At 71.0% G+C, this 19,313-nt stretch carries 20 protein-coding genes and 3 pseudogenes; 8 read left to right on the top strand and 15 right to left on the bottom strand.

What is annotated here, in order from left to right:
• Positions 1 to 306 precede the first annotated feature (306 nt).
• Complete coding sequence (locus tag HZZ00_RS18165; RefSeq protein ID WP_180333174.1) at positions 307 to 1,110, top strand: DUF3472 domain-containing protein; 804 nt, start codon at positions 307 to 309, stop codon at positions 1,108 to 1,110.
• Here the strand turns inward: HZZ00_RS18165 and HZZ00_RS38425 are convergent.
• Positions 1,090 to 1,212 carry a hypothetical protein gene (locus tag HZZ00_RS38425; protein ID WP_257585872.1) on the bottom strand — a complete coding sequence of 41 codons (123 nt, stop codon included), beginning with the start codon at positions 1,210 to 1,212 and terminating at the stop codon, positions 1,090 to 1,092. The genes HZZ00_RS18165 and HZZ00_RS38425 overlap by 21 nt on opposite strands.
• Positions 1,213 to 1,901: 689 nt before the next feature.
• On the opposite strand from HZZ00_RS38425, the gene HZZ00_RS18160 reads away from it, so the two are divergent.
• On the top strand, positions 1,902 to 2,048 hold the full coding sequence (locus HZZ00_RS18160; protein WP_180333173.1) for a hypothetical protein: 147 nt from the start codon (positions 1,902 to 1,904) through the stop codon (positions 2,046 to 2,048).
• Between the two features lie 15 nt (positions 2,049 to 2,063).
• Here HZZ00_RS18160 and HZZ00_RS18155 read toward each other — a convergent pair.
• The 4 genes from HZZ00_RS18155 to HZZ00_RS18140 all read right to left on the bottom strand — a co-directional run bounded on the left by HZZ00_RS18155 (position 2,064) and on the right by HZZ00_RS18140 (position 4,797).
• Positions 2,064 to 2,923, bottom strand: a protein-coding gene (locus tag HZZ00_RS18155) for an IS5 family transposase (protein ID WP_374028535.1) whose coding sequence is annotated in 2 segments (ribosomal slippage) — positions 2,064 to 2,581 and positions 2,581 to 2,923 — 861 coding nt in all. Because the reading frame shifts where the segments join, the coding sequence is not laid out codon by codon here.
• A 37-nt stretch (positions 2,924 to 2,960) separates the two neighbouring features.
• A complete protein-coding gene (locus HZZ00_RS18150) occupies positions 2,961 to 3,176 on the bottom strand; it encodes a hypothetical protein (RefSeq protein WP_180333171.1) in 216 nt (71 codons plus the stop codon).
• Between the two features lie 186 nt (positions 3,177 to 3,362).
• Positions 3,363 to 4,388 (bottom strand): sodium:calcium antiporter, encoded by a 1,026-nt coding sequence (locus HZZ00_RS18145; RefSeq protein WP_219014045.1) that lies wholly within the window; start codon positions 4,386 to 4,388, stop codon positions 3,363 to 3,365.
• A 232-nt stretch (positions 4,389 to 4,620) separates the two neighbouring features.
• Positions 4,621 to 4,797, bottom strand: coding sequence for a hypothetical protein (locus tag HZZ00_RS18140; RefSeq protein WP_180327584.1), 177 nt, complete (start codon positions 4,795 to 4,797; stop codon positions 4,621 to 4,623).
• A 565-nt stretch (positions 4,798 to 5,362) separates the two neighbouring features.
• On the opposite strand from HZZ00_RS18140, the gene HZZ00_RS18135 reads away from it, so the two are divergent.
• Both HZZ00_RS18135 and HZZ00_RS18130 read left to right on the top strand, forming a co-directional pair.
• On the top strand, positions 5,363 to 6,562 hold the full coding sequence (locus HZZ00_RS18135) for a hypothetical protein (protein WP_180333169.1): 1,200 nt from the start codon (positions 5,363 to 5,365) through the stop codon (positions 6,560 to 6,562).
• A 10-nt stretch (positions 6,563 to 6,572) separates the two neighbouring features.
• Entirely contained in the window at positions 6,573 to 7,163 is a 591-nt protein-coding gene (locus HZZ00_RS18130; protein ID WP_180333168.1) for a hemerythrin domain-containing protein, read from the top strand.
• A 187-nt stretch (positions 7,164 to 7,350) separates the two neighbouring features.
• Here the strand turns inward: HZZ00_RS18130 and HZZ00_RS18125 are convergent, their stop codons facing one another.
• From HZZ00_RS18125 to HZZ00_RS18090, 8 genes and pseudogenes are all read right to left on the bottom strand, one after another.
• Positions 7,351 to 7,758: a hypothetical protein gene (locus tag HZZ00_RS18125; RefSeq protein ID WP_257586051.1), complete on the bottom strand. Its 408-nt coding sequence runs from the start codon at positions 7,756 to 7,758 to the stop codon at positions 7,351 to 7,353.
• A gap of 320 nt (positions 7,759 to 8,078) precedes the next feature.
• Positions 8,079 to 8,213: pseudogene (locus tag HZZ00_RS38420) on the bottom strand (transposase); the annotation flags it as partial.
• Between the two features lie 157 nt (positions 8,214 to 8,370).
• Positions 8,371 to 9,147 carry a hypothetical protein gene (locus tag HZZ00_RS18115; protein WP_180333165.1) on the bottom strand — a complete coding sequence of 259 codons (777 nt, stop codon included), beginning with the start codon at positions 9,145 to 9,147 and terminating at the stop codon, positions 8,371 to 8,373.
• A 176-nt stretch (positions 9,148 to 9,323) separates the two neighbouring features.
• Positions 9,324 to 9,455: pseudogene (locus tag HZZ00_RS39190) on the bottom strand (ATP-binding protein); the annotation flags it as partial.
• A 119-nt stretch (positions 9,456 to 9,574) separates the two neighbouring features.
• The gene (locus HZZ00_RS38410) at positions 9,575 to 9,781 is read right to left on the bottom strand and encodes a hypothetical protein (RefSeq protein ID WP_257585871.1); all 207 of its coding nucleotides are present in this window, start codon (positions 9,779 to 9,781) and stop codon (positions 9,575 to 9,577) included.
• 128 nt (positions 9,782 to 9,909) lie between these two features.
• Positions 9,910 to 12,066: a fructose-specific PTS transporter subunit EIIC gene (locus HZZ00_RS18100; RefSeq protein WP_180333164.1), complete on the bottom strand. Its 2,157-nt coding sequence runs from the start codon at positions 12,064 to 12,066 to the stop codon at positions 9,910 to 9,912.
• A 241-nt stretch (positions 12,067 to 12,307) separates the two neighbouring features.
• Entirely contained in the window at positions 12,308 to 13,255 is a 948-nt protein-coding gene (pfkB, locus tag HZZ00_RS18095) for a 1-phosphofructokinase (RefSeq protein ID WP_180333163.1), read from the bottom strand.
• Positions 13,252 to 14,013: a DeoR/GlpR family DNA-binding transcription regulator gene (locus tag HZZ00_RS18090; RefSeq protein WP_180333162.1), complete on the bottom strand. Its 762-nt coding sequence runs from the start codon at positions 14,011 to 14,013 to the stop codon at positions 13,252 to 13,254. The genes pfkB and HZZ00_RS18090 overlap by 4 nt, the downstream gene beginning before the upstream one ends.
• A gap of 603 nt (positions 14,014 to 14,616) precedes the next feature.
• Between HZZ00_RS18090 and HZZ00_RS18085 the strand changes: the two genes are divergently transcribed.
• Positions 14,617 to 15,132 (top strand): DUF4232 domain-containing protein, encoded by a 516-nt coding sequence (locus HZZ00_RS18085; protein ID WP_180333161.1) that lies wholly within the window; start codon positions 14,617 to 14,619, stop codon positions 15,130 to 15,132.
• A 578-nt stretch (positions 15,133 to 15,710) separates the two neighbouring features.
• On the opposite strand, the gene HZZ00_RS18080 is transcribed toward HZZ00_RS18085, so the two are convergent.
• The gene (locus HZZ00_RS18080; RefSeq protein ID WP_257585870.1) at positions 15,711 to 16,154 is read right to left on the bottom strand and encodes an NAD(P)H-dependent oxidoreductase; all 444 of its coding nucleotides are present in this window, start codon (positions 16,152 to 16,154) and stop codon (positions 15,711 to 15,713) included.
• A 110-nt stretch (positions 16,155 to 16,264) separates the two neighbouring features.
• Entirely contained in the window at positions 16,265 to 16,615 is a 351-nt protein-coding gene (locus HZZ00_RS39070) for a hypothetical protein (RefSeq protein ID WP_306856177.1), read from the bottom strand.
• A 408-nt stretch (positions 16,616 to 17,023) separates the two neighbouring features.
• Between HZZ00_RS39070 and HZZ00_RS18070 the strand changes: the two genes are divergently transcribed.
• The 3 genes and pseudogenes from HZZ00_RS18070 (at position 17,024) to HZZ00_RS18060 (ending at position 19,300) form a co-directional block, all read left to right on the top strand.
• Positions 17,024 to 18,028 carry an AraC family transcriptional regulator gene (locus HZZ00_RS18070; protein ID WP_180333160.1) on the top strand — a complete coding sequence of 335 codons (1,005 nt, stop codon included), beginning with the start codon at positions 17,024 to 17,026 and terminating at the stop codon, positions 18,026 to 18,028.
• Positions 18,029 to 18,394: 366 nt separating this feature from the next.
• Positions 18,395 to 18,489: pseudogene (locus HZZ00_RS18065) on the top strand.
• Between the two features lie 592 nt (positions 18,490 to 19,081).
• Positions 19,082 to 19,300: a hypothetical protein gene (locus HZZ00_RS18060; protein ID WP_180333159.1), complete on the top strand. Its 219-nt coding sequence runs from the start codon at positions 19,082 to 19,084 to the stop codon at positions 19,298 to 19,300.
• Positions 19,301 to 19,313: the final 13 nt, after the last annotated feature.

Below are 19,313 nucleotides of genomic sequence, written 5' to 3'. Positions count from 1 at the left end.
TCGGACCGGTGGCGCACTCCTGGGCAGGCTTCGCCGGGACTTTGTCACCGGCCCGTCCCCCGAGGAGGCAGCCAAGCCCACTGTCGAACGTGACGCCCTCACCGACGAGCGGGAGGAGCAGGTCAGTGAGATGCCCCGGACGCGTAGTCCCTTCCCCGCTCCCTGGCTGACCATCGTCGGCTGCTGACGGCAACGGCGAGTTGCCCGGCTCCTTGAGAGTGAGGGCGCCTCGCCAGCCCGGCTTGGACAGCTCATCAGAAAAGGCCCGCGCCCTGCCGCGCGGTATCGAGACACGAAAGGACTGCCATGCTGCGTCTCCTGCCACGGCGCGCCTGGCTGGCCGCGACCACCGCGGCCGCCTCCGTGCTGGCCCTCTCCCAGGGCACCGCGCGAGCCGATGACCCCGGGTCGATTCCCGCTGACCCTCCCCAGCACTTCATCAACTTCGACTTCGCCGTCCCGGGGAACTTCAGCACCTACACGTACACCGTCAAGGTCGGCACCCGCCTGGCCACCGACTACATCTTCTACGCGCACTACATGTACGCGAAGAAGGACGGCGAAGGCTTCTACTCGGGCATCCAGCCGCACCCCAACGGCAAGGCAGGCGTCAGATTCTCCTTCTTCGGCGTCGGCGCCACCCCGCTTCGCTCCAACTGCCACAAGGGCGCCGACGACGAAGACGGTGTCACCTGCGGCATCGACGACCTGAAATACGTGACGGGCCGGAAGTACACCATCACCGCCACGAAGACGAACACCACGTCCGGGCGGGTCTACACCGGTACGATCAAAGACCTCACGACAGGGAAGGTACGGACAATCGGAGCCTGGCGCCTGCCGAAGACCTTCTCCGGCTTCAAGGACTCGGCCAACGCATTTATCGAAAAGTTCGACGCCATCCGCACCTGCGCGGACATCCCCGCGGTGACCGTCTCCTACACCGGCGTGAAAGCCGACACACAACGACTGAAGTTCAGGGCGTACCGGCACAAGGCCACGAAAGAGCCGGGCGAAGACATCTACACCTGCGCCAACGTGTCGAACTACACGGTCACAACCCCAGCCACCGGGAGCTACACCGTCCGCTCACACCCGGCGCGCCACTGATCTGGCGGGCGGCCGCTCCTGCGGCAGCGGGCCGGGGCCCGGGTCGTCGTAGTCGCAGCCGTACACCCGGCCGCACAGCAGCTGTTCGTCATCGGCGTTCATCCGACCAACCTCTCAGCCACCGCCGACAGCGGAAGGCCTGCGGCAACCGGCAGTCCGGCCTCTCCCGCAGGGCGCTGTCGACCTGACACGTGGGCGGCTGCTCCTGGGTGAAGCGGCGCAGCGCCCCCGGTACACGCCGTCGGGCAGCCGGCCGTCGGTCATCGTGGCCGCCCGCTCCTACAGATCGTCCAAGAGTTGCCCGGCGCGGGCCGCACGGGACAGCGCGGCGTCGGCGAGCGGCCCTTCGGCGAAGCCGTTGCGTGCGGACAGGCCGGGCTCGATGAAGGTCATGGTGACGGTCCCTTCCCGCCCGGTCTCGCTGATCTCCCGGTTGGAGACGCGGTTCGCGGGACCGAGCGGGCGGGAACGAAGAGCACCAAGTTCGTTAGCGTCGTGTCCTGCGCCTACCGGCGGCCGCCGAACAGGCCGCGGCCCTTCTTCGCCTCCGCTTCGGCCGTCTCCCGCACAGCAGCTTCCCTCCGCCTCACGCCGCGCGACGCGCTCGGTCTCCGCCCGGTCGATGTCCTCCTGTTGGCACGGCCCACACAGGTTGTCCCCAGCGCTCCGCCATGAGGTCTGCACGACCGACTGCCAGCGTTCGTGATGAACTTCGCCCCCTAGCGGGCACACACCGGCCGCTGCGCCTCACACTCCGCGGCCTCGCGTTCCGCCCGCCGCCGAGGAGCCTCTTGGAGCTGAACCCGGTACGGCCGCTCACCGTCCAAGTCGTCCAGGGACTCGCGCCCGAGCCTGCGCCACACCGCTCCCGCGGCCCCGGCCGGGTCGCGGTGGTCCGCTCCAGCTCGGTGACGGCCACGGGCACCGCCTGGTGCTAGGTTCTGTCTCTTTGGTCAGCGTCGGATCCAGATGAGGATGCCCGCGAGGTGGAGGGCTGCCTGGTAGGCGATCGCGAGCTTGTCGGTTCGTGTAGCCAGGCCACGCCACTGCTTGAGGCGGTTGATGCACCGCTCGACAGAGTTCCGCTGCTTGTACGCCTCGCTGTCGAAGCTGGGCGGGCGGCCGCCGAGCCGGCCTCGCCGCAGGCGGTGGCCGACTTGGTCGGACGGCTGCGGGATGACCGCGCGGATGCCCCGGCGCCGCAGGTGGCTGCGGATGGCACGTGAGGAGTACGCGCGGTCGGCCAGAACGGCCAGGGGCCGGGTCCGGGGCCTGCCCGGACCAGTGCGGGGCACGCGGATGCGGGACATCACCGTCTCGAATGCAGGTGCATCGCCTGCCTGGCCTGCGGTGACGGTGAAGGCGAGGGGTCGTGCGCGGCCGTCTGCGGCCAGGTGGACCTTGGTGCTCAGTCCGCCGCGGGAGCGTCCGAGCGCGTGATGGGCGGGCTCGCCGGAGTGGGACGCCCCTTTTTGCGTGCTCCGGCAGCGTGTTGGTGGGCCCGGACGACCGTGGAGTCCACAGACACCGTCCAGTCGAGGTCGTCGTCGGCGTCCGCCGCCGCCAGGACCGCTGCGAGGATCCTCTCCCAGGTGCCATCGACGGCCCACCTGATCAGCCGCTTGTGAGCGGTCTGGAACGAGCCGAGTTCGTCGGGCAGGTCTCGCCAGGGCGAGTTGGTGCGGTACTTCCACGCGATGGCCTCAAGAGTGCGGCGGTGGTCGGCCCATCGCCGCCCGCGGACCGGATCGGCAGGCATCAGCGGCTCGATCCGGTCCCACATCGCATCGGTGATCACTAATCGGACGGACATATCCGATCAACCGATCAACCCATCAAAGAGACACGCTCTAGTCGACCGACGTGAACCCAGCCCGCGGGTACGGGGTGCCGGCGAAGTAGCGGCGAGCGCCCTGCTCCAGGCACCGCATCCGGTTCTCGCGCTGCGCAGAGGTCTTGCCCGTGCACACGTACGCGACCGGCACGTAGCCCTCCCGCCCGGTCGCCGGGAAGAGGCGCGACCACAGCCTCAGGCGCAGAAAGCCGAACGTCCTTGCATGGCGCATCGATGTGGCTTTGCCTGTCCATGCCGCTCCCCCACCCCGCTGCACGGATTTACTGCCTCTCTGATCACCGCCCCCAGCGAGGGGTGGCTCGGCGTCATAAGGCTGGCGGGCCTCCTCGGGGCAGGAGCCGGGATGGCCGTGCGGGGGCGGGTGGTGCCGGTCAGCGGTGTCGTCCCGCCGCGCGGTTCAGGTGGCGATGGTGGCCAGCCCGGCGATGCCGACGAGGTAGATGACCACGACGGCGATGCTGTCGACGCCCATGCGCGCGTACTGCCGTCGCGGGCGGAAGATCAGCCCCGCCATGTACACCACGGTCAGGATGATCCCGAGGGCGGTGAGGTAGATGTCGGTGTCGTGGGCGGCCGGCAGGACGGGCTTGCCGGAGATGATGGTGGCGAGCAGAAACAGGACGGGCAGGAAGGCGTTGCCGCCGAAAATGTCGCTGACGGCGAGTTGGTAGTCGCCCAGCTTCGTGGAGGTCAGCCCGGTGCTGAGCTCGGGCAGCGAGGTGGCCGCGGCGAGCACGGTCGCGCCGAACAGGACACCGCCCAAGCCCTGCCGGGCGAAGAACGTCTCGCCGCTGCGCTCGATCACGACACCGGCTACGAGGGTGGCCAACGCGGACACACCGAACACGAGGCCGGCGCGGGCGGTGCTCACACCCTTGTCGCTGGCGGCTTTCTCCTTCTTGCCCTTGGAGTGGCCGCGCGGTTCGGGCTGGCTGTCCGGGGCGTCGCCGCCCTCCCGCCACGGCAGACCGCGGCCGGCGCGGTTGAGCAGGACCAGGCCGATCACCCACAGGATCGCGACCGCCACCGAGGCGGGGGCCAGGCGGGCCGCGTGCAGGCCAGGGGAGAGCTGGGTGCCCATCACGACCACGGCGAGGACGACCACGACCATGGCCCCTTCCAGGACCAGCTGCAGACTGGCTGCCAGGCGGGTGAGCGGGGCGCGCGGGCGGACGCCTGCCGCGTCCAGGGCCGCAAGGACGACGGTCTGGACGGCGATACCGCCCAGAATGTTGCCGACCGCGACATCAAGCTGACCCGCCATGGCCGCGCTCGCGGTGATCGCGATCTCGGGCAGGTTCGTCGCGACCGCCAGCAGGATCAGACCACCCAGCGCGCTGCCCAGGTGAAGCCGTTCGGCGAGTACATCAGTGGTGTCCGACAGCTTGATACCCGCGATCCAGATGACAGCCGCACTGGCCACGAACAACACCAACAACACAGGTGAACCGAAAGATCCCATGCCGCCGGGAGTACCCGCCCTTCGACGGCAGAAGCAGCGGCACGCCGGACGTCACAGGGTGATTGCGGTCTCGGGTCGGCGAGGTGTCAGCTGTCCCGGGCGGTTGCGGTGAGGTCGGCGGCTGAGTGTAGGCAGGGGGCAGGCACAGCGTGGGCCAGGTCGGCTCCCACCGCCAGGTCGCCCACCGCTCCGTCTACGCGAAGACGCCGGAGCGTTCGGTGAGGGTCGCCAGGACCTCGCCGCGGGCGGCTTGTGCTTCGTCGCTGGCGGTCGGGTCGCGGTAGTGCCCGAGATGCGCGGCCAAGGCGTGCGCGAGCCAGCCGTCGACGTCGGTCTGGGACGTACCCGCCGGCTCGCCGGGTGAGTTCATCCCGGACGGCTTCGTCTCCAGTGCGGGGCTCGGTCGGCCCCTGCCTGCCCGGCTCGCGCAGCGCCTGGAGCTCGTCGGCGCGGGACGCTACCCGGACGGCCTCACGAAGCTCCGGCTTCCCGGACAGCGTCGGCGGCGAACTCGGCCTGGACGACGGCGTCGGTGTCCGGCGCATAGAGGGGGCTCGCGGGCGCGGCGGCGAGCAGCTGGTCGATGCGCTACCACTTCGCGAGCTCCGCCGGGCCGTAGACGTCGTCGGCAAGGTCCTTGTGCCCGGGCGCCCGCCGCGCGTCGAACCGCTCGCCGCACTCCTGCTTCGCGGTTCATCCATCTGGAGTCGCGCTGCTCACCGGGCCCAGAGCCACGGGCGCACGGCGGACGCCCGTCCGCTGTCCGCCTCGTCCTACACGATCGGGCCAGCGCTGTTCGGGTGCACCCAGCAGGCGGTGCGGCGTGGGCAGGGGCGAGCGGCTCGCATCGTGCAGAGCATGACTGGTGACTGGAGTTTCGCATCGTGCCGACACGGGGGGTACTTCATCAGTCCCTGTCTGCGAGGAGATCGCACGTGACCTTCAATCCGTTGGAACAGCGCGGCATCCCACTGGACCGCCAGCTCCGTAACTGGCGCGAGCTCAACGTGGATCCGATCGACCCCGATCACTGCGACCCGTACACCCGGTGCCGGATCATCACGATGAACGGCATCGAGGTGGAGGCGATCCTGTTCAGCCACCAGCTCGCGCGCAACACCGTGGACCCGGAGGTCAAGCGGCAGCTCGCCCGCACCAGGTACATCGAGGCGCAGCAGCAGAAGGTGGTGAACTGGCTACTGCCGGGCGTCTCCTCGGTGCTGGAGACCACGATCGCCTACGAGCAGGTCGCAGTGGACCTGACGGCGTGGGTGGCGCGTATGGAGCCGGATCCGTACCTGAAGCAGGCGTACCAGTTCGGCGTGCTGGAGGACTTCGACCACCTGTACCGGTACGCCAACCTGTACGAGATGATCGAACACCGCAAGGCGGAGTCGATCGTCGACAACCTCACCGAGGTGATGCCGGGCCGACCCACGAGGTACCACCACCGCGATCCGGTCGACAACGTCCGCGACCCGTACGACAAGAACACGACAAACCCCCTGTCGAAGCTGCACGCGCTGACGATCATGTCGGCGGAGCAGCAGACGATGAACTTCTACATGAACACCGGCCCCACCTACATGGAGCCGATCGCCCGTCAGCTCTACCAGGAGATCGGGCTGGTCGAGGAGGAGCACGTCACCCACTACGAGTCACTGGTCGACCCGGGCGAGACGTGGTGGGAGCAACTGGTCAACCACGAGTACAACGAGTGCTACCTGTACTACTCCTTCATGGAGCAGGAGAGCGACCCCAGGGTGAAGTCGATCTGGGAGCTGCACCTCAACATGGAGCTGGAGCACCTGCACACCGCCTGCGACCTGATGCGCCGGTACGACGGCCGGGAGCCCCAGGAGGTACTGGCGCCGGAGCTGCCGAACGTGCTCACCTTCGAGCCGAACAAGCAGTACCTGCGCGAACTGCTGGACACCCAGATGGACCTCACCACCCTCGGCGCCGGGTACGTGCGCGAGGCCCACGAGCGGTTCGAGAAGATGCAAGAGCAGATCCACGGCGGCGAAGCCCCGCCGAGCGACCGCGTGATGGCCGACCACGACGCGATGTTCGGCCGCGAGTACCGCATCCAGACCGAGGGTGAGCACCCCGACCCCGCCCAGCGCGAGAAGTGAGGCCGTCGCGATGTCCGAGATCCACACACCGCAGGCCGGAGACGACCGCGCGGCCGACGACGACGTCGTGTCCTTGCTGATGCGCCAGCACGGTGACATCCGCAACCTCTTCGACGAGGTAGAGCGGACAACCGGTGACCAACAGCGTGAGGCGTTCCGGCGTCTCGTCCGGCTCCTGGCGGTCCACGAGACAGCCGAGGAGGAGGTCGTGCACCCCTTCACCCGCCAGTACGTGCCGGGCGGCGAAGAGGTCGTGGCCGACCGCCTCGCCGAGGAGCGGAAGGCGAAAGAGACGCTTGCCGCCCTTGACGACATGGACACCGATGACCCCGAGTTCAAGCCCCGGCTCCTGGCCCTGCGCAAGGACGTGCAGGAACACGCACGGGCCGAGGAACGCTACGAGTTCTCCCACATCAGGCGCAGCACCCGAGCCGTTCGCCTCGCGTCCATGGCCAGTGGCGTCAAGGCTGCAGAGGCCCTGGCCCCGACCCGGCCCCACCCCGGAGTGGAATCCCGGCCAGCGAACCTGGCCCTGGGCCCGGTAGCCGCCGTCATGGACCGCACGAGGGACGCCGTGCGCAAGGCCATGGGCAAGGACTGAGACTCCTGGCAGCGGAGCGAACGATCGCCCCGCTGCCAGAAGCCGCCGACGGACCACCGCGCCGAGCCGACGGAGCCCGGGCCCGTGGTCGCACAGGGTGCGGAGGGTGCCGTCAGGGCCGCCGGCGGAACCAGCCACGGCCGCGGCAGGGCTCCTTGTCATCCTGGGTACGCGCCATGGGGTCCGCTCAGTGGCCAGCCCCCCTGCCGCGGTGCGGTCCGGGCTCCTGCGGGCGGTGCACCTGCTGGCCGACCGGGCGCACCGCGCCAGTGGCGTCGTCCCAGCCGACGCAGCGATCCGCGCGGAAGCGGAAGTCGTCGCCCACCTTGCCGAACCCGTCCTGGAGGCGGCGCAGCCGGTCGGTAGAGAGATCGAGGGCTGCCACGTCTGTACGGGGCTTCCGCAAGGCCCGCGGTGCCGTCATGTCGATCGCCTCTTCGGGCCCGGCCTCCTGCTCCCGTTCGTCATGCTCGGGGTCGGCCGGCTCGGGCGCGAGCAACTGCTCGGGCATCGCTGCCTGCTGGTGCCGGGTGACGTCGTACGCCCGGCCCCGCACAGCGGCAGCGGTGGCGGCGCGCGGCTTCTCCCGGAACACAGCGCCGACGAGGTCAGCGCGCTCGTACGGGAGCGGGCCGCGCGGGATCTCCCACTCCCCCGCGTCCTGGCCCTGGAGCCAGGGCGCAGCCGGCTCGCCGGGATCGGCCGGGGGCTGCCGGTCCGGGTCGGGCGCGGGGCGGGTAGGCGGCGGATGGGAAGGTCGGACAGAGACCAGCGGGCGGTGTAGAAGCGGTAGCCGGACTCCAGGCCGCGTACGGTCGTCGGCTCGCTGATGTCCAGGCAGTGGGTGGAGATGGCGGCGGCGCCCTCGGTGAACAACGGCGCTCGGTCCCGGCAGATGACCTCGACGCCGGGCCGCTGGGCGAGCCACGCGGCTAGATTTGATGCTTCCCGGTCGGGGGGCAGGTCGGTCGGGTGGTGGGTCTCGACATCGACCAAGACGGTGCCGTAGTGACGGCCCTTGCGGGTGACGTACTCATCGACGCCAACCACCCGCGACGCCGGCACCTCCGCTCGGGCAGCGCGTCGACCAGGGTCTTCGGGCGACTTCTCAAGCCGCCCAGGGACGCTCAGCTGTCACTCACCGTGGCCACTGCACGAAAGCTGAGCCAGAACCCGAGAAAAAGCAGCGCGAGCGACGCGCGGTGCGTCACTGCCCGGCGGGTGCTCGGGTGAGTCCGATTCCGACCTTTGTCAGCATCTGGCCGAGGAGGTGGAGGGCTCGCGGCCGGGCTGGCACTCTGCGCGCTGTTCCCGTCCAGTAGGCGTCAGTGAGCTTCTCCGTCGCCGTCAGGATGTGGTCGTCGTTCCGGGTGGCCAGGACGAGGACGAACCGCACGTAGTCGCCTATGTCGCTGCCAGGGCTGTGCTGGTGCGTGAAGGTTTGCAGGCGCGGTGTCAGGGCGGGCAGGGTGCGGTCCGTCGGGAAGACCACGGCGAGCCCGGCGAGGGCGAGGCGAACAGCTGGGCATTCGGCCGACCAGCGGGCCAGCAGAGTTGGGACGTGAGCCTGGACCGCGCTGCGGGCCCGGGCCTCGCTGTCGGGATCGGCATGCTGTGGGGTGGCCGGCCAGGTCTCGGCGAGATGGCGCTCGGCGACAGTGGCAGCCCTGAACAGCAGGCCGACGGCCTGGAACCGGTGCCGGGCGGGAATGCGGTCGTCGACTGCGAGGGCCGTGACCAGGGCGAGGCCGTCAGCGGTGGCCGGCTGGCAGGTGTCCTGGTGGAGGATCTCGCTGTAGAAGTCGCCGAGAAAGCTCCGGTCGTCCCAGCAAGGGTCGACCTCGACGTCGAACAGCATCGCGGCCTGGGGAAGCCTGGGGCCCTGCATGCGGTCGGCGATGACCTCCCGGAACAGCTGCCGGATCGGCGGACCGGCAGGGTTCGTAGTCTGCCGGGTCTGCTCGGGTTCGGCGTTCGTATCCATGGCCAGCGCAGCCTACTGGAGCGTCTCGGGCCGACGGCCCGTCGCCTGGATGGGGCGGGTAGTCGGCCCTAAGTCTGTCGCGGTCAGCCAGCCTTGGCTAATTCCTCGGCTCGGGCCCGGGTGGAGGCGAGCCGGTAGGAGTCGGTGCCGGTCTCGATGATGGTGCCGTTGAAGGTGAGGCAGAGCGGCTGGCTCTTCTTGATCCACTCACAGCTGGCGAGGGTGTGGATGGTGGCTGGGTCGATGTTGGGGTCGGCATCGAAGTCGAAGCTCCGCAGGGACTTCTCCCGGGGGAAGCCGGCCGTCCTGCTGACCCGCATCGCCGCCCACCCGCGCGTGACCAAGGCCTGAGTGGACGCCGGCTACCGCGAGCCTCCGGAGGACGGCGGCTGGAAGAGGGACGGTCGGCCATCGCTGAGCGGGCGCATCAGGTGGCGAAGGCGGCCCGTCCCGCGGCAAACAGCTCGACGTACGCGCGGTGCCAGCCGGAGGTGCGCTGCGGCAGGAGGGCCGGCAGGCCCGGCACGGGCCGCCGGCGGATCTCGAACCGGAGGCCGTAGCAGTAGCCGGCGAGAACGAAGGCGCAGGCGATGATCAGCACGGCGGGCAGGTCCACGCCGCACCACATCAGCATCGAGACGTGCTCAGGCGTGTCACCAAGTGAACACCACGGTCCGGGGCATCGGCTCCGGACCATGACGTAGCTCGTAGGTGACGTGAACTGCTCGCCGTATCCCGAAGCGGGAGGGCGGCGTCGGGGCGTCAGGCGGCCACCGGTTGCTCGCGGTCGGCCGACCCGGACCGCGCCGCCTGCTCGTGTTCGCCCTTCTCCCGTTCGCCGCCCGGAGCGCCCGGGGCGGAGCCGCGCAGGGTCTTGAGGGCGACCACCAGGGCCGTCGAGGTGCACACGCCGGCCGCGACGGCGATCAGGTAGAGGAACGGGTTGCCGATCAGCGGGACCACGAAGACGCCGCCGTGCGGGGCGCGCAGGGTGGCGCCGAAGGCCATCGACAGGGCTCCGGTGAGCGCGCCGCCCACCATCGCCGACGGGATGACCCGCAGCGGGTCGGCCGCGGCGAACGGGATCGCGCCCTCGGAGATGAAGGAGGCGCCCAGGACCCAGGCGGCCTTGCCGTTCTCCCGCTCGGTCTCGGTGAACAGCCGGCCGCGCACGGTGGTGGCCAGGGCCATCGCCAGCGGCGGGACCATGCCCGCCGCCATCACCGCGGCCATGATCTTCATCGCCGAGTCGCTCGGGTCGGAGACCGCGATCCCGGCGGTGGCGAAGGTGTAGGCGACCTTGTTGACCGGGCCGCCGAGGTCGAAGCACATCATCAGGCCGAGCAGCGCGCCGAGCAGCACGGCGTTGGCGCCGCTGAGCCCGGACAGCCAGTCCGTCATGCCCTTCTGCGCGGTGGCGATGGGCTTGCCGATGACGACGAACATCAGGAACCCGACGACGGCCGAGGAGATCAGCGGGATCACCACCACCGGCATGATGCCGCGCAGCGCCTGCGGTATCCGCACCCGCTGGATCGCCGTCACCACCGCGCCGGAGATCAGTCCGGCCGCCAGGCCGCCGAGGAACCCGGCGTTGATGGTCAGCGCGATCGAACCGCCGACGAAGCCGGGTACCAGGCCGGGGCGGTCGGCGATGCCGTAGGCGATGTAGCCGGCCAGAACCGGGACGAGGAAGGCGAAGGCCACCCCGCCGATCTGGAACATCAGCGCGGCCCAGCTGTCGGTCTGGGTCCAGACGAAGTGGTCCATGACCGAGGGGGCCTTGTTGACCTTGTAGCCGCCGAGCGCGAAGCCGATCGCGATCAGCAGACCGCCGGCCGCGACGAACGGGACCATGTAACTGACGCCCGACATAAGCCACTTGCGCAGTTTGGTGCCGTAGCCCTCGCCGGGTTCGCCGGTGCGTTCGACCGGGGTGCCGGCGGCGGCCGGGGCGGTTGTCTCACCCCGGGCGGCCTTCTGCCGGACCTCGGTGATCAGTTCGCCGGGGCGGTTGATGCCGGCCTTCACGCCGACGTCCACGGTCGGTTTCCCGGCGAAGCGGTCCTTGTCCCGTACGGGGACGTCGTGGGCGAGGATCACGCCGTCCGCCGCGGCGATCAGCGCCGGGTCGAGGCGGGTGAAGCCGGCCGAGCCCTGGGTCTCGACGACGAGTTCGACGCCCGCCTCCCGGCCGGCGTTCTCCAGCGACTCGGCAGCCATGTAGGTGTGCGCGATGCCGGTGGGACAGGAGGTGACGGCGACGATCCTGAAGGGGTGCTCGGGGGTGGGGCCGGCGGTGGCGGGGGCCGTCGTGTCCTTCGGGGCGGATGCTTCGGAGGGGGCGGGGGCCGCGTCCGGCGTGCCCGCCCCCGCCGGGGCCGCGTCGTCGGCCGGGGAGGTCTGCGCGGAGCGCGAAGCCGCCTCGTCCGAGGGCGGGGCCGCCTCCGTCTGCGCCGCGGCGGCCTCCTGCGGAGTCACGTCCCCACGGATCAGTGCCGCCGCCGTCGCCGTGTCGGCGACCGAGCGCAGCGCGGCCGTGAACTCGGCGTTCATCAGCTGGCGGGCCAGGGCGGACAGGATCGTCAGGTGGGCGTCGTCCGCGCCCGCCGGTGCGGCGATCAGGAAGACCAGGTCGGCGGGGCCGTCCGCGGCGCCGAAGTCGATCCCGGCGGCGCTGCGCCCGAAGGCGAGCGTCGGCTCGGTGACGTGCGCGCTGCGGCAGTGCGGGATGCCGATGCCGCCGTCCAGGCCGGTCGGCATCTGCGCCTCGCGGGCGGCCACGTCGGCGAGGAAGCCCGCCAGGTCGGTCACCCGGCCCAGGGCCGCCATCCGCTCGGCGAGGGCGCGCGCCGCCGCTTCCTTGGTGTCGGCGGACAGGTCGAGGTCGACCAGGTCCGCGGTGATCATCTCGCTCATCGCGGGCTCCTTCGCACGCGTGTCGCCCGAGCGGCGGGGGAAGCCGCGGCGGGGGTGGGGACGGGGATGCCATGGGGGGCGGCGGGGGCCGGGGCCCCGGCGCGGGTGCCGAGGGGCGCGGCGGAGACCATACGGACCGCGCTGGCCGTGTGGGCCGTGTGGGCCGTGGGCCCAGAGCCCACGGTCGGGCTCCGGGTCCGGGTCTGAGTTTCCCGGAGAGCGGTGGGGGCCGTGGGGCGGGTCATGGGGCCGGGTCCGTCAGGGGGCGGTCGAGGGGGACGTCGGCCGTCACCGTGACCGCCGCCGGGGACAGGTCGGCCGGGGTGGGCATCACGCTGCCGGGCAACTGGACGGCGGCCGCGCCGTGGGCGACGGCCGAGGCCAGGGCCTCGGGGCCCGCGCCGCCCGCCACGAGGAAACCGGCCAGCGAGGCGTCGCCCGCGCCGACGTTGCTGCGGACGGCGGCCACCGGCGCGCCGCCGTACCAGGCGCCCGCGCCAGTCACGAGGAGTTGCCCGTCGGCGCCGAGGCTCGCCAGCACCGCGCCCGCGCCGAGCGAGCGCAGGTCCTCGGCCGCCTTCAGCGCGTCGCCCACCGTCGCCAGGGGGCGCCCGACGGCCTCGGCGAGTTCCTCGGCGTTGGGCTTGACCACGTCCGGGCCCTCGCGCAGCGCCGCCAGGAGGGCGGGCCCGGAGGTGTCCAGCGCGATGCGCACCCCGGCGGCGTGCGCCCGGGCGACGAGGTCGGCGTACCAGGAGGGGGCGAGGCCGCGCGGGAGACTGCCGCAGCAGGCGATCCAGTCGGCGCCGCGTGCCTGGCGCCGAATGGTCCGCAGGAGCAGTTCCCTCTCCTCGGGGCCGAGTTCGGGGCCGGGCGCGTTGATCTTCGTCAGGACGCCGTCCGCCTCGGCGAGGGCGATGTTGGAGCGGGTGGTCCCGGCGACCGGGACCGGTGCGACCTCGATGCCCTGCGCGGCGAGGAGTTCGGCGACGAGGGCGCCCGGCGCGCCGCCCAGGGGCAGAACGGCGACGGTGCGGCGGCCGGCGGCGGCCACGGCGCGCGAGACGTTAACGCCCTTGCCACCGGGATCCATGCGTTCGCCAGTGGCGCGGACGACCTCGCCGCGGTCGAGGGAGGGGACCTCGTAGGTGCGGTCCAGGGACGGGTTGGGGGTGACGGTGACGATCATGCGCGGAGCACCTCCGTGCCGGCGCGCTCGATGGCGGCGGCGTCTTCGGGGCTCAGGGCGCTGTCCGTGATCAGCAGGTCCACGTCGTCCAGGTCGCCGAAGCGGGCGAAGTGCTCCTGGTCGTGCTTGGAGGAGTCGGCGAGCAGCACCACCCGGCGGGCGGCGGCGACGGCGGCCCGCTTCACGGCGGCCTCGGCGAGGTCGGGGGTGGTCAGCCCGTGCGCGGTGGAGAAGCCGTTGGCGGCGACGAACAGCACGTCGGCGCGGATCTCGCCGTACGCGCGCAGCGCCCAGGCGTCCACGGCGGCCCGGGTACGGTGCCGAACGCGGCCGCCGACCAGGTGGAGCTGGAGGCCGGGGTGGTCGGCGAGGCGGGCGGCGATGGGCAGGGAGTGGGTGACGACGGTCAGCTCGCTGTCCAGCGGGAGCGCGGCGGCCAGGCGGGCCACGGTGGTGCCGGCATCGAGGATCACGGTGCCGTCGACGGGCAGCTCGGCCAGGGCCGCCTTGGCGATGCGGTCCTTCTCGTCGGCCGCCGTGGACTCGCGTTCGGTGAGGTCCGGTTCGAAGTCGAGGCGGCCGGCCGGGATGGCCCCGCCGTGCACCCGGCGCAGCAGTCCGGCCCGATCGAGGGCCTTGAGGTCGCGGCGGATCGTCTCCGCCGTCACCTGGAACTCCTCGGCGAGCGACACGACGTCCACTCGGCCGCCGTCACGGGCGAGCCGGAGGATCTCCTGCTGCCGCTCCGCTGCGTACATGTCCGTCTGCCTCCGACCGATGCCCGAATCTGTGGTTTACCGGGGAGGCTACGCCTGCCTTCCGGGAAAGTAAACAGATCCGGATGCGGTTCGGGCATGAACGGGCAGAGCCGGGGACGACCGGACACGCTCGGGCCGGCCCTCCCGTCCAAGCCGCCGCCACACCGCCGCGCCGGCGCTGTGCTCTTGGAGCTGCTCCAGGGTGGTGACGACGACGGGTACCGCCTGGCCGTAGTCCCGGGCCGTGATCCCATGTGGTAGGCGTCGAACCGCCCAGTGACGGCGGCCGGCCTCCTCCAGCACAGCTTGGTGACCAGGTCGTGCGCGTCCTCGGTGCGACGGTCGATCTCCAGCAGCATCACCGGCACCCCGGCCTCCGGCGCCCGCACCACCAGGTCCGCCCGCTGCACGAAGCCGCCGCCGAGCCGTGACCGACCTCGGTCACCCGCACCGGTGAGTACGGACCGAGGCGGCACTCCGGTCCCTGTGGCGAAGGCGTTACATCGCCGTGACGCCCATAACGAAGGGAATCGGAAGGCTTCGAGGCGTCAGGAGTTCGGGGCGGCGGCCCCACGTACGACAGCTAGACACGGAGAGTCGACCATGACCAAGTCCACCAAGTTCGTGATGGCAGTTGCCGGCGTTGCACTGGCGGGAATCGCCGGTACGGGTGTCGCACAGGCATCCACCACCGCGCACGCGGCCGGCTCCGGCGCGCCGTCCTCGTGCCGCCCCGCCAACCTCAAGACGAAGATCACGCCGGACAACGCCAGCGCCGGACACCGCCACTACCGCGTCACGCTGACCGCCGCCCCGAAGACCAGCGCCTGCCAGCTGGCCGGCTCCCCCCGCGACGTGAAGTTCTACAACAACGGCTCCCTCAAGGGCATCACCGCGAAGCCCTACGGCTCGCAGAACACCAAGGTGACCTTCGGCCCCGGCCACCCCGTCCACTTCGACATCCAGGTGCCCAACGCCTCCAAGGGCGCGACGGCCAACCGGGTCGTCTTCACCCTCAGGACCCCCGGCGGCGGAATCATCCCCGGTGACCAGGAGGCCGACGGCAAGCTGTCCGTCGACTTCGGCACCCAGATCGGCCCCGTGCAGCCCGGCGCCTGACCGACACCACAAGCAGCAAGGACCGACCGCGTGCGGCCCGCCACCCAACAATGGCGGGCCGCACGCGACGATGCGAGGGCATACGCCGACGCCGGCCGGCGCCTCGGAGAATGCCGTCACGGCGGTTACCGGGAGCACATCCCGACGGGGAAGGGCAGCGCGCCCGCATCGGGGGCGTCTCCGCCTCGGGGTGGAAGCGGGCGATCCCTGGCGCCCTCCCCGCTTCCGGGTGACTTCAGGCGTGGGCGGCCGGTCGCGCCCCGGCGCCTGGCGCGGTGACTTCGCCGTGCGTCCCGCCATGCGGGCCGCACGTCGCGTCACGGCCGGCGGCCTTGGCCGGGGTCGAGCTGCCGGCGCTGCTGCTCGTGCTCCTGGCGGTGCCGGCCGACCGGACTGGCCGGGTCGGCGGCCGGGGCCTTGCCTCATTCCGTCAGGCGCGTATGGATGGCATCGCTGATGGTCCGCACCGCACGGTCAACATCTCGCATCGTTGTCTCGGGGGCGAGCTGTTCGGATTCGTAGATGAACGCGGTGGAGCCGCGCCGGCTGCCGCAGTAGTCGATGATGCCGTGCTCGATCTACGTGCGCAGTGCGTTCTCGTATCCGTGGCGCTCGTAGGCACCGGCGGCGTCGCCGGCGATGGGGAGAAGGTGTGTGGTGAGCCCCTGCAGTTTCGGCCGCAGGCCCGAATCCGGGGAGTGTTCGAAGGCCCAGCCGTTGACGAAGACACGGTCGATCCACCCCTTCAACAGGGCGGGCATCGACCACCAGTACACGGGGAAGACCAACACGAGGTCGGTAGCGCGCTCAAGACGGCGGTGCTCAGCCATGACGTCAGCCGGGTAGTTGCCGCCGTCGTGGTACGCCCGGCGATCCGCCGGAGTGAACCGGGGGTCGAACCGCTCCTCGGCCAGGTCGGCAATCTCCACCGAACCGGGTTGGAGCGCTGCTTCAAGTCTTCCCAGCACGTAATGCGTCAGGGACCGGGGGTCGGGGTTGGCGGCGACCAGGAGGGTATGCATTGATGGCTCCAGTTACGTGAAGACGGACGTCTACAAGTGGTGTGGTCGTGCAGGATGGCGTGCGGTGCTCCGTCTCCGGAGCCCAGTACGCCAGGCCGGGCGCGTGGGACTCAGCACCGCCAGGCTTCCGCTGCCGTCGCCCGCAGGACGAAGTCCTCGAAAGTCCGCGGCGCGCGGTCCAGCACGGTGGCGACGTCGTCCGTCGTCCAGGCGGCGATCCCGCGTTCCAGCAGCACGAACATCTCGGTGATGTGCCGGGCCTCGTCCTGGCCCCAGCCCTCCTGGACCAACGTCGCGGTGTACTCGGCCGGGGTGATGTGCCGGTAGACGATGGGCAGCCCGGACGCCCAAGAGATCAGCTCGACTGCCTCCGCCCAGGTCGGCCCGCGCGGCCCGGTCAGCTCCCCGCGCGACCCGGTCAGCTCATAGACCCGGCGTCGATGAACGGCTCGGGGACGCACCCGCCGGAACCGCCAGCTCGCCGGCGGCCAGTGGGACGCGGAAGGGGTGCCCGTCGAAGTTCTGGGCGAAGTTCGAGGCACGCGGGATGGTCCATTCCAGCGCCGAGCCGCGTACGGCGTCCTCGGCCGAGCGCATGTCCAGCCCGAACGCGGAGTCGCCCCAAGCGTCGGCGCCGTGACCGGAGAGCAGGTGTCGAACGGGACCGGACTGGAACGGGAGGCGGCGCGTATGCGCGTGTCGCGCAGCCGCAACCGGGCGGCCACCCGCCGGCCGGTGTTGCCCGTCGCGCCGAGGACAAGAGTGATGTCGTTGCTCATGACAGCGAGTCAACGGCACGGACCTGGACGGTTCCATAGGTGATAAGCCAGATCACCTGGGTGATCGTCTGCATCGTTTAGTCTTTGCGGGTGGATGCGTTCGGCGACCTACTGCGCGGAGTGCGGGCCCAGGGCTCGTTGTTCGGCAGCTCGACCCTGACGCCACCCTGGTCGCTGCACTTCGTGGACGGCGCGCCGCTGACCTTGTGCACCGTCCTCTCCGGGGGCGGCTGGATCGTTCCGGAGCGCCGCCCGCCCGAGCGTCTGGGCGTCGGCGAGACAATGATCGTGCGAGGACCCGCGCCGTTTCTCTTCGTCGACGAGGTGGGCACTCGGGCCGAACCCGTCGAGTGCGGTGCGTTCTGCTCGACGCCCGAGCAGGGTGGGACCCGTTACCGGCTCGGCTGGCACGACGCCGGTACCGGCGGGGACGACACGACGACCCTGGTCGTCGGTGCCTATCCGGTGCGCGGCGAGATCAGTCGCAGGCTGCTGGACGCGCTGCCCGTCGTACTGCGCGTGGGGTCCGGTGGCGGGCCCGACCCCGTGTGGGACCATCTCGCCGCCGAGGTCGCCGCCGACACGCCGGGCCAGCAGGTCGTCCTCGACCGGCTGCTGGACTGGATGCTGGTGTGCGCGCTGCGCGAGTACTTCGACCGGCCCGGCGGTACTCCGCCGGGCTGGTACTCCGCAGGGCGAGACCCGGTGGTGGGCGGCGCGCTGCGCCTGCTGCACGGGGAACCGGCAGCGCCGTGGACGGTTGCCTCGCTTGCCAGCCGGACCGGGGTGTCGCGGGCCACGCTGGCGAAGCGGTTCACCGAACTGGTCGGCGAACCGCCTCTGACCTACCTCACCCACTGGCGCATGACGCTCGCGGCGGACCTGCTGACCGAGCGCGAGACGGCGACCGTCGCGGAGATCGCCCGCGCTGTGGGCTACTCCGACGCGTTCGCGTTCAGCGCGGCGTTCAAACGAACCCGCGGCATCAGCCCCAGCGCGCATCGACGCACCGCGACGAGCCCACCCTCGGAGCCGGCCGGCACACCCCGGCCCGGCATCGCGAGCAGCAGTTCGAAGCCGTGCTGGTCACCGTGACGCTGGACGCTCCTGAGGCACAGGCCCTGGCCCTGCTCCTCAGCCAACGCCGCCGGCCCGACCCCCCGGTACGCACGGGTCCAGCATCACGCGGCAAGGCGGCGCCGCGCTCATCGGCACGGACTCGGATCCGGCTTCAAGGGCATCGCCACCCGGTAGTCCGCGCTGCTGCCGGCCCCCTGCTTCCTGCGGAAACACACCCTCGTACGGCGCCAGCCCCCCCCCCCCACGGCGACGTAACCACACCGATCTGCGACACGCCGAACCGGCGACCTCGCCCGGCCTCTCACATGTCAGTGCCATGTCAGGAGCCCGTGTCACTCTCTTTCACGTGAACGGCCCCGGACATCACCGGGTCGGGAGCGAGGAGAGGTGCCCGGAGTGGCTGATCGGGGACCAACGAGCACGCCTCAAGGTCGGACCCGCAAGGGTCCACGCAGGTTCGAATCCTGCCCTCTCCGCATCACAGGGCACGCCGCCCACCGAAGAACTCCCACGCCTCGCGTCGCGGATCTGAGCCCGGGGCGGGCTTCGGTGCTCGCCCGCTGAGTTGGTCGGTTTTCTGCTGCGCACCTCTGATCACCGCCGAGGCGCTCCCGGTGTGCTGGTCCCCGTAGACGCCGTCGCCGCGTGCATGGCCCGATGATCGCGTTGCGGACGTCAGCCGGCCTCGTCGCCGTAGGCCGACGCCGTGCAGATGCCGGGCCACTCGGTCGGCCAGCGCGTCGAGATCGGCGTAGGTCACCCGCCGCGTTCCGCATTCGAGGGGGAGGCCGTAGGCACTGGCTCAGTCGAGCGGGGAGGAAGAGACTGGAGGCGGGCAACCAAGGCACTCACGACCGATGGTCATCGTCGGCCCTGCCTACGCCCACCTCCCAGCCCCGATGATCGGCATTCGCGCAGGAGTTGGGAGAAGGCGGGACCAGGGATGCGGTCACCGATCCACCGGCTGGGACAGAAGGCCGCCGTGCACACAGTCACCGCTGCGGCAGCACAACGCCGCCCACGCCTCGGCCAGTAAGCGAAAGAGCAAACGAGGGGCTGGAGGCAGCCGTGGCCATCCTCGTACTTCTCCTTGTCACCGCGACGATCTTGATAGTGGTTGGCACGCTTGTGCTCTTCATCGGCGCCCTCCTGGCCCTGGTCGCCGTCCTCCTGGCCGCCATCGGCGGATACCTGGTTTTCCTGGGCATGGCCATGCTCGCAGCAGGGGCACTCTTCCTGATCCAAAGAGCGCTGAGGCGATGGTGCAGGCGGGACGAAGGGCATTAGGGCAGGCGGGCAG

It is taken from the genome of Streptomyces sp. NEAU-sy36 (genome assembly GCF_013423905.1).
Classification (GTDB): Bacteria; Actinomycetota; Actinomycetes; order Streptomycetales; family Streptomycetaceae; genus Streptomyces; species Streptomyces misionensis.
This window is presented reverse-complemented; position numbering and strand designations above follow the sequence as displayed.

Bases quoted from the DNA above. Each gene is read 5' to 3' on its own strand.
- HZZ00_RS18165 (WP_180333174.1), top strand. From the start codon at position 307: ATGCTGCGTCTCCTGCCACGGCGCGCCTGGCTGGCCGCGACCACCGCG.
- HZZ00_RS38425 (WP_257585872.1), bottom strand. From the start codon at position 1,212: ATGAACGCCGATGACGAACAGCTGCTGTGCGGCCGGGTGTACGGCTGC.
- HZZ00_RS18150 (WP_180333171.1), bottom strand. From the start codon at position 3,176: ATGCGCCATGCAAGGACGTTCGGCTTTCTGCGCCTGAGGCTGTGGTCG.
- HZZ00_RS18140 (WP_180327584.1), bottom strand. From the start codon at position 4,797: ATGAACTCACCCGGCGAGCCGGCGGGTACGTCCCAGACCGACGTCGAC.
- HZZ00_RS18130 (WP_180333168.1), top strand. From the start codon at position 6,573: ATGTCCGAGATCCACACACCGCAGGCCGGAGACGACCGCGCGGCCGAC.
- HZZ00_RS18115 (WP_180333165.1), bottom strand. From the start codon at position 9,147: ATGGATACGAACGCCGAACCCGAGCAGACCCGGCAGACTACGAACCCT.
- HZZ00_RS38410 (WP_257585871.1), bottom strand. From the start codon at position 9,781: ATGCTGATGTGGTGCGGCGTGGACCTGCCCGCCGTGCTGATCATCGCC.
- HZZ00_RS18100 (WP_180333164.1), bottom strand. From the start codon at position 12,066: ATGAGCGAGATGATCACCGCGGACCTGGTCGACCTCGACCTGTCCGCC.
- pfkB (WP_180333163.1), bottom strand. From the start codon at position 13,255: ATGATCGTCACCGTCACCCCCAACCCGTCCCTGGACCGCACCTACGAG.
- HZZ00_RS18090 (WP_180333162.1), bottom strand. From the start codon at position 14,013: ATGTACGCAGCGGAGCGGCAGCAGGAGATCCTCCGGCTCGCCCGTGAC.
- HZZ00_RS18085 (WP_180333161.1), top strand. From the start codon at position 14,617: ATGACCAAGTCCACCAAGTTCGTGATGGCAGTTGCCGGCGTTGCACTG.
- HZZ00_RS18080 (WP_257585870.1), bottom strand. From the start codon at position 16,154: ATGCATACCCTCCTGGTCGCCGCCAACCCCGACCCCCGGTCCCTGACG.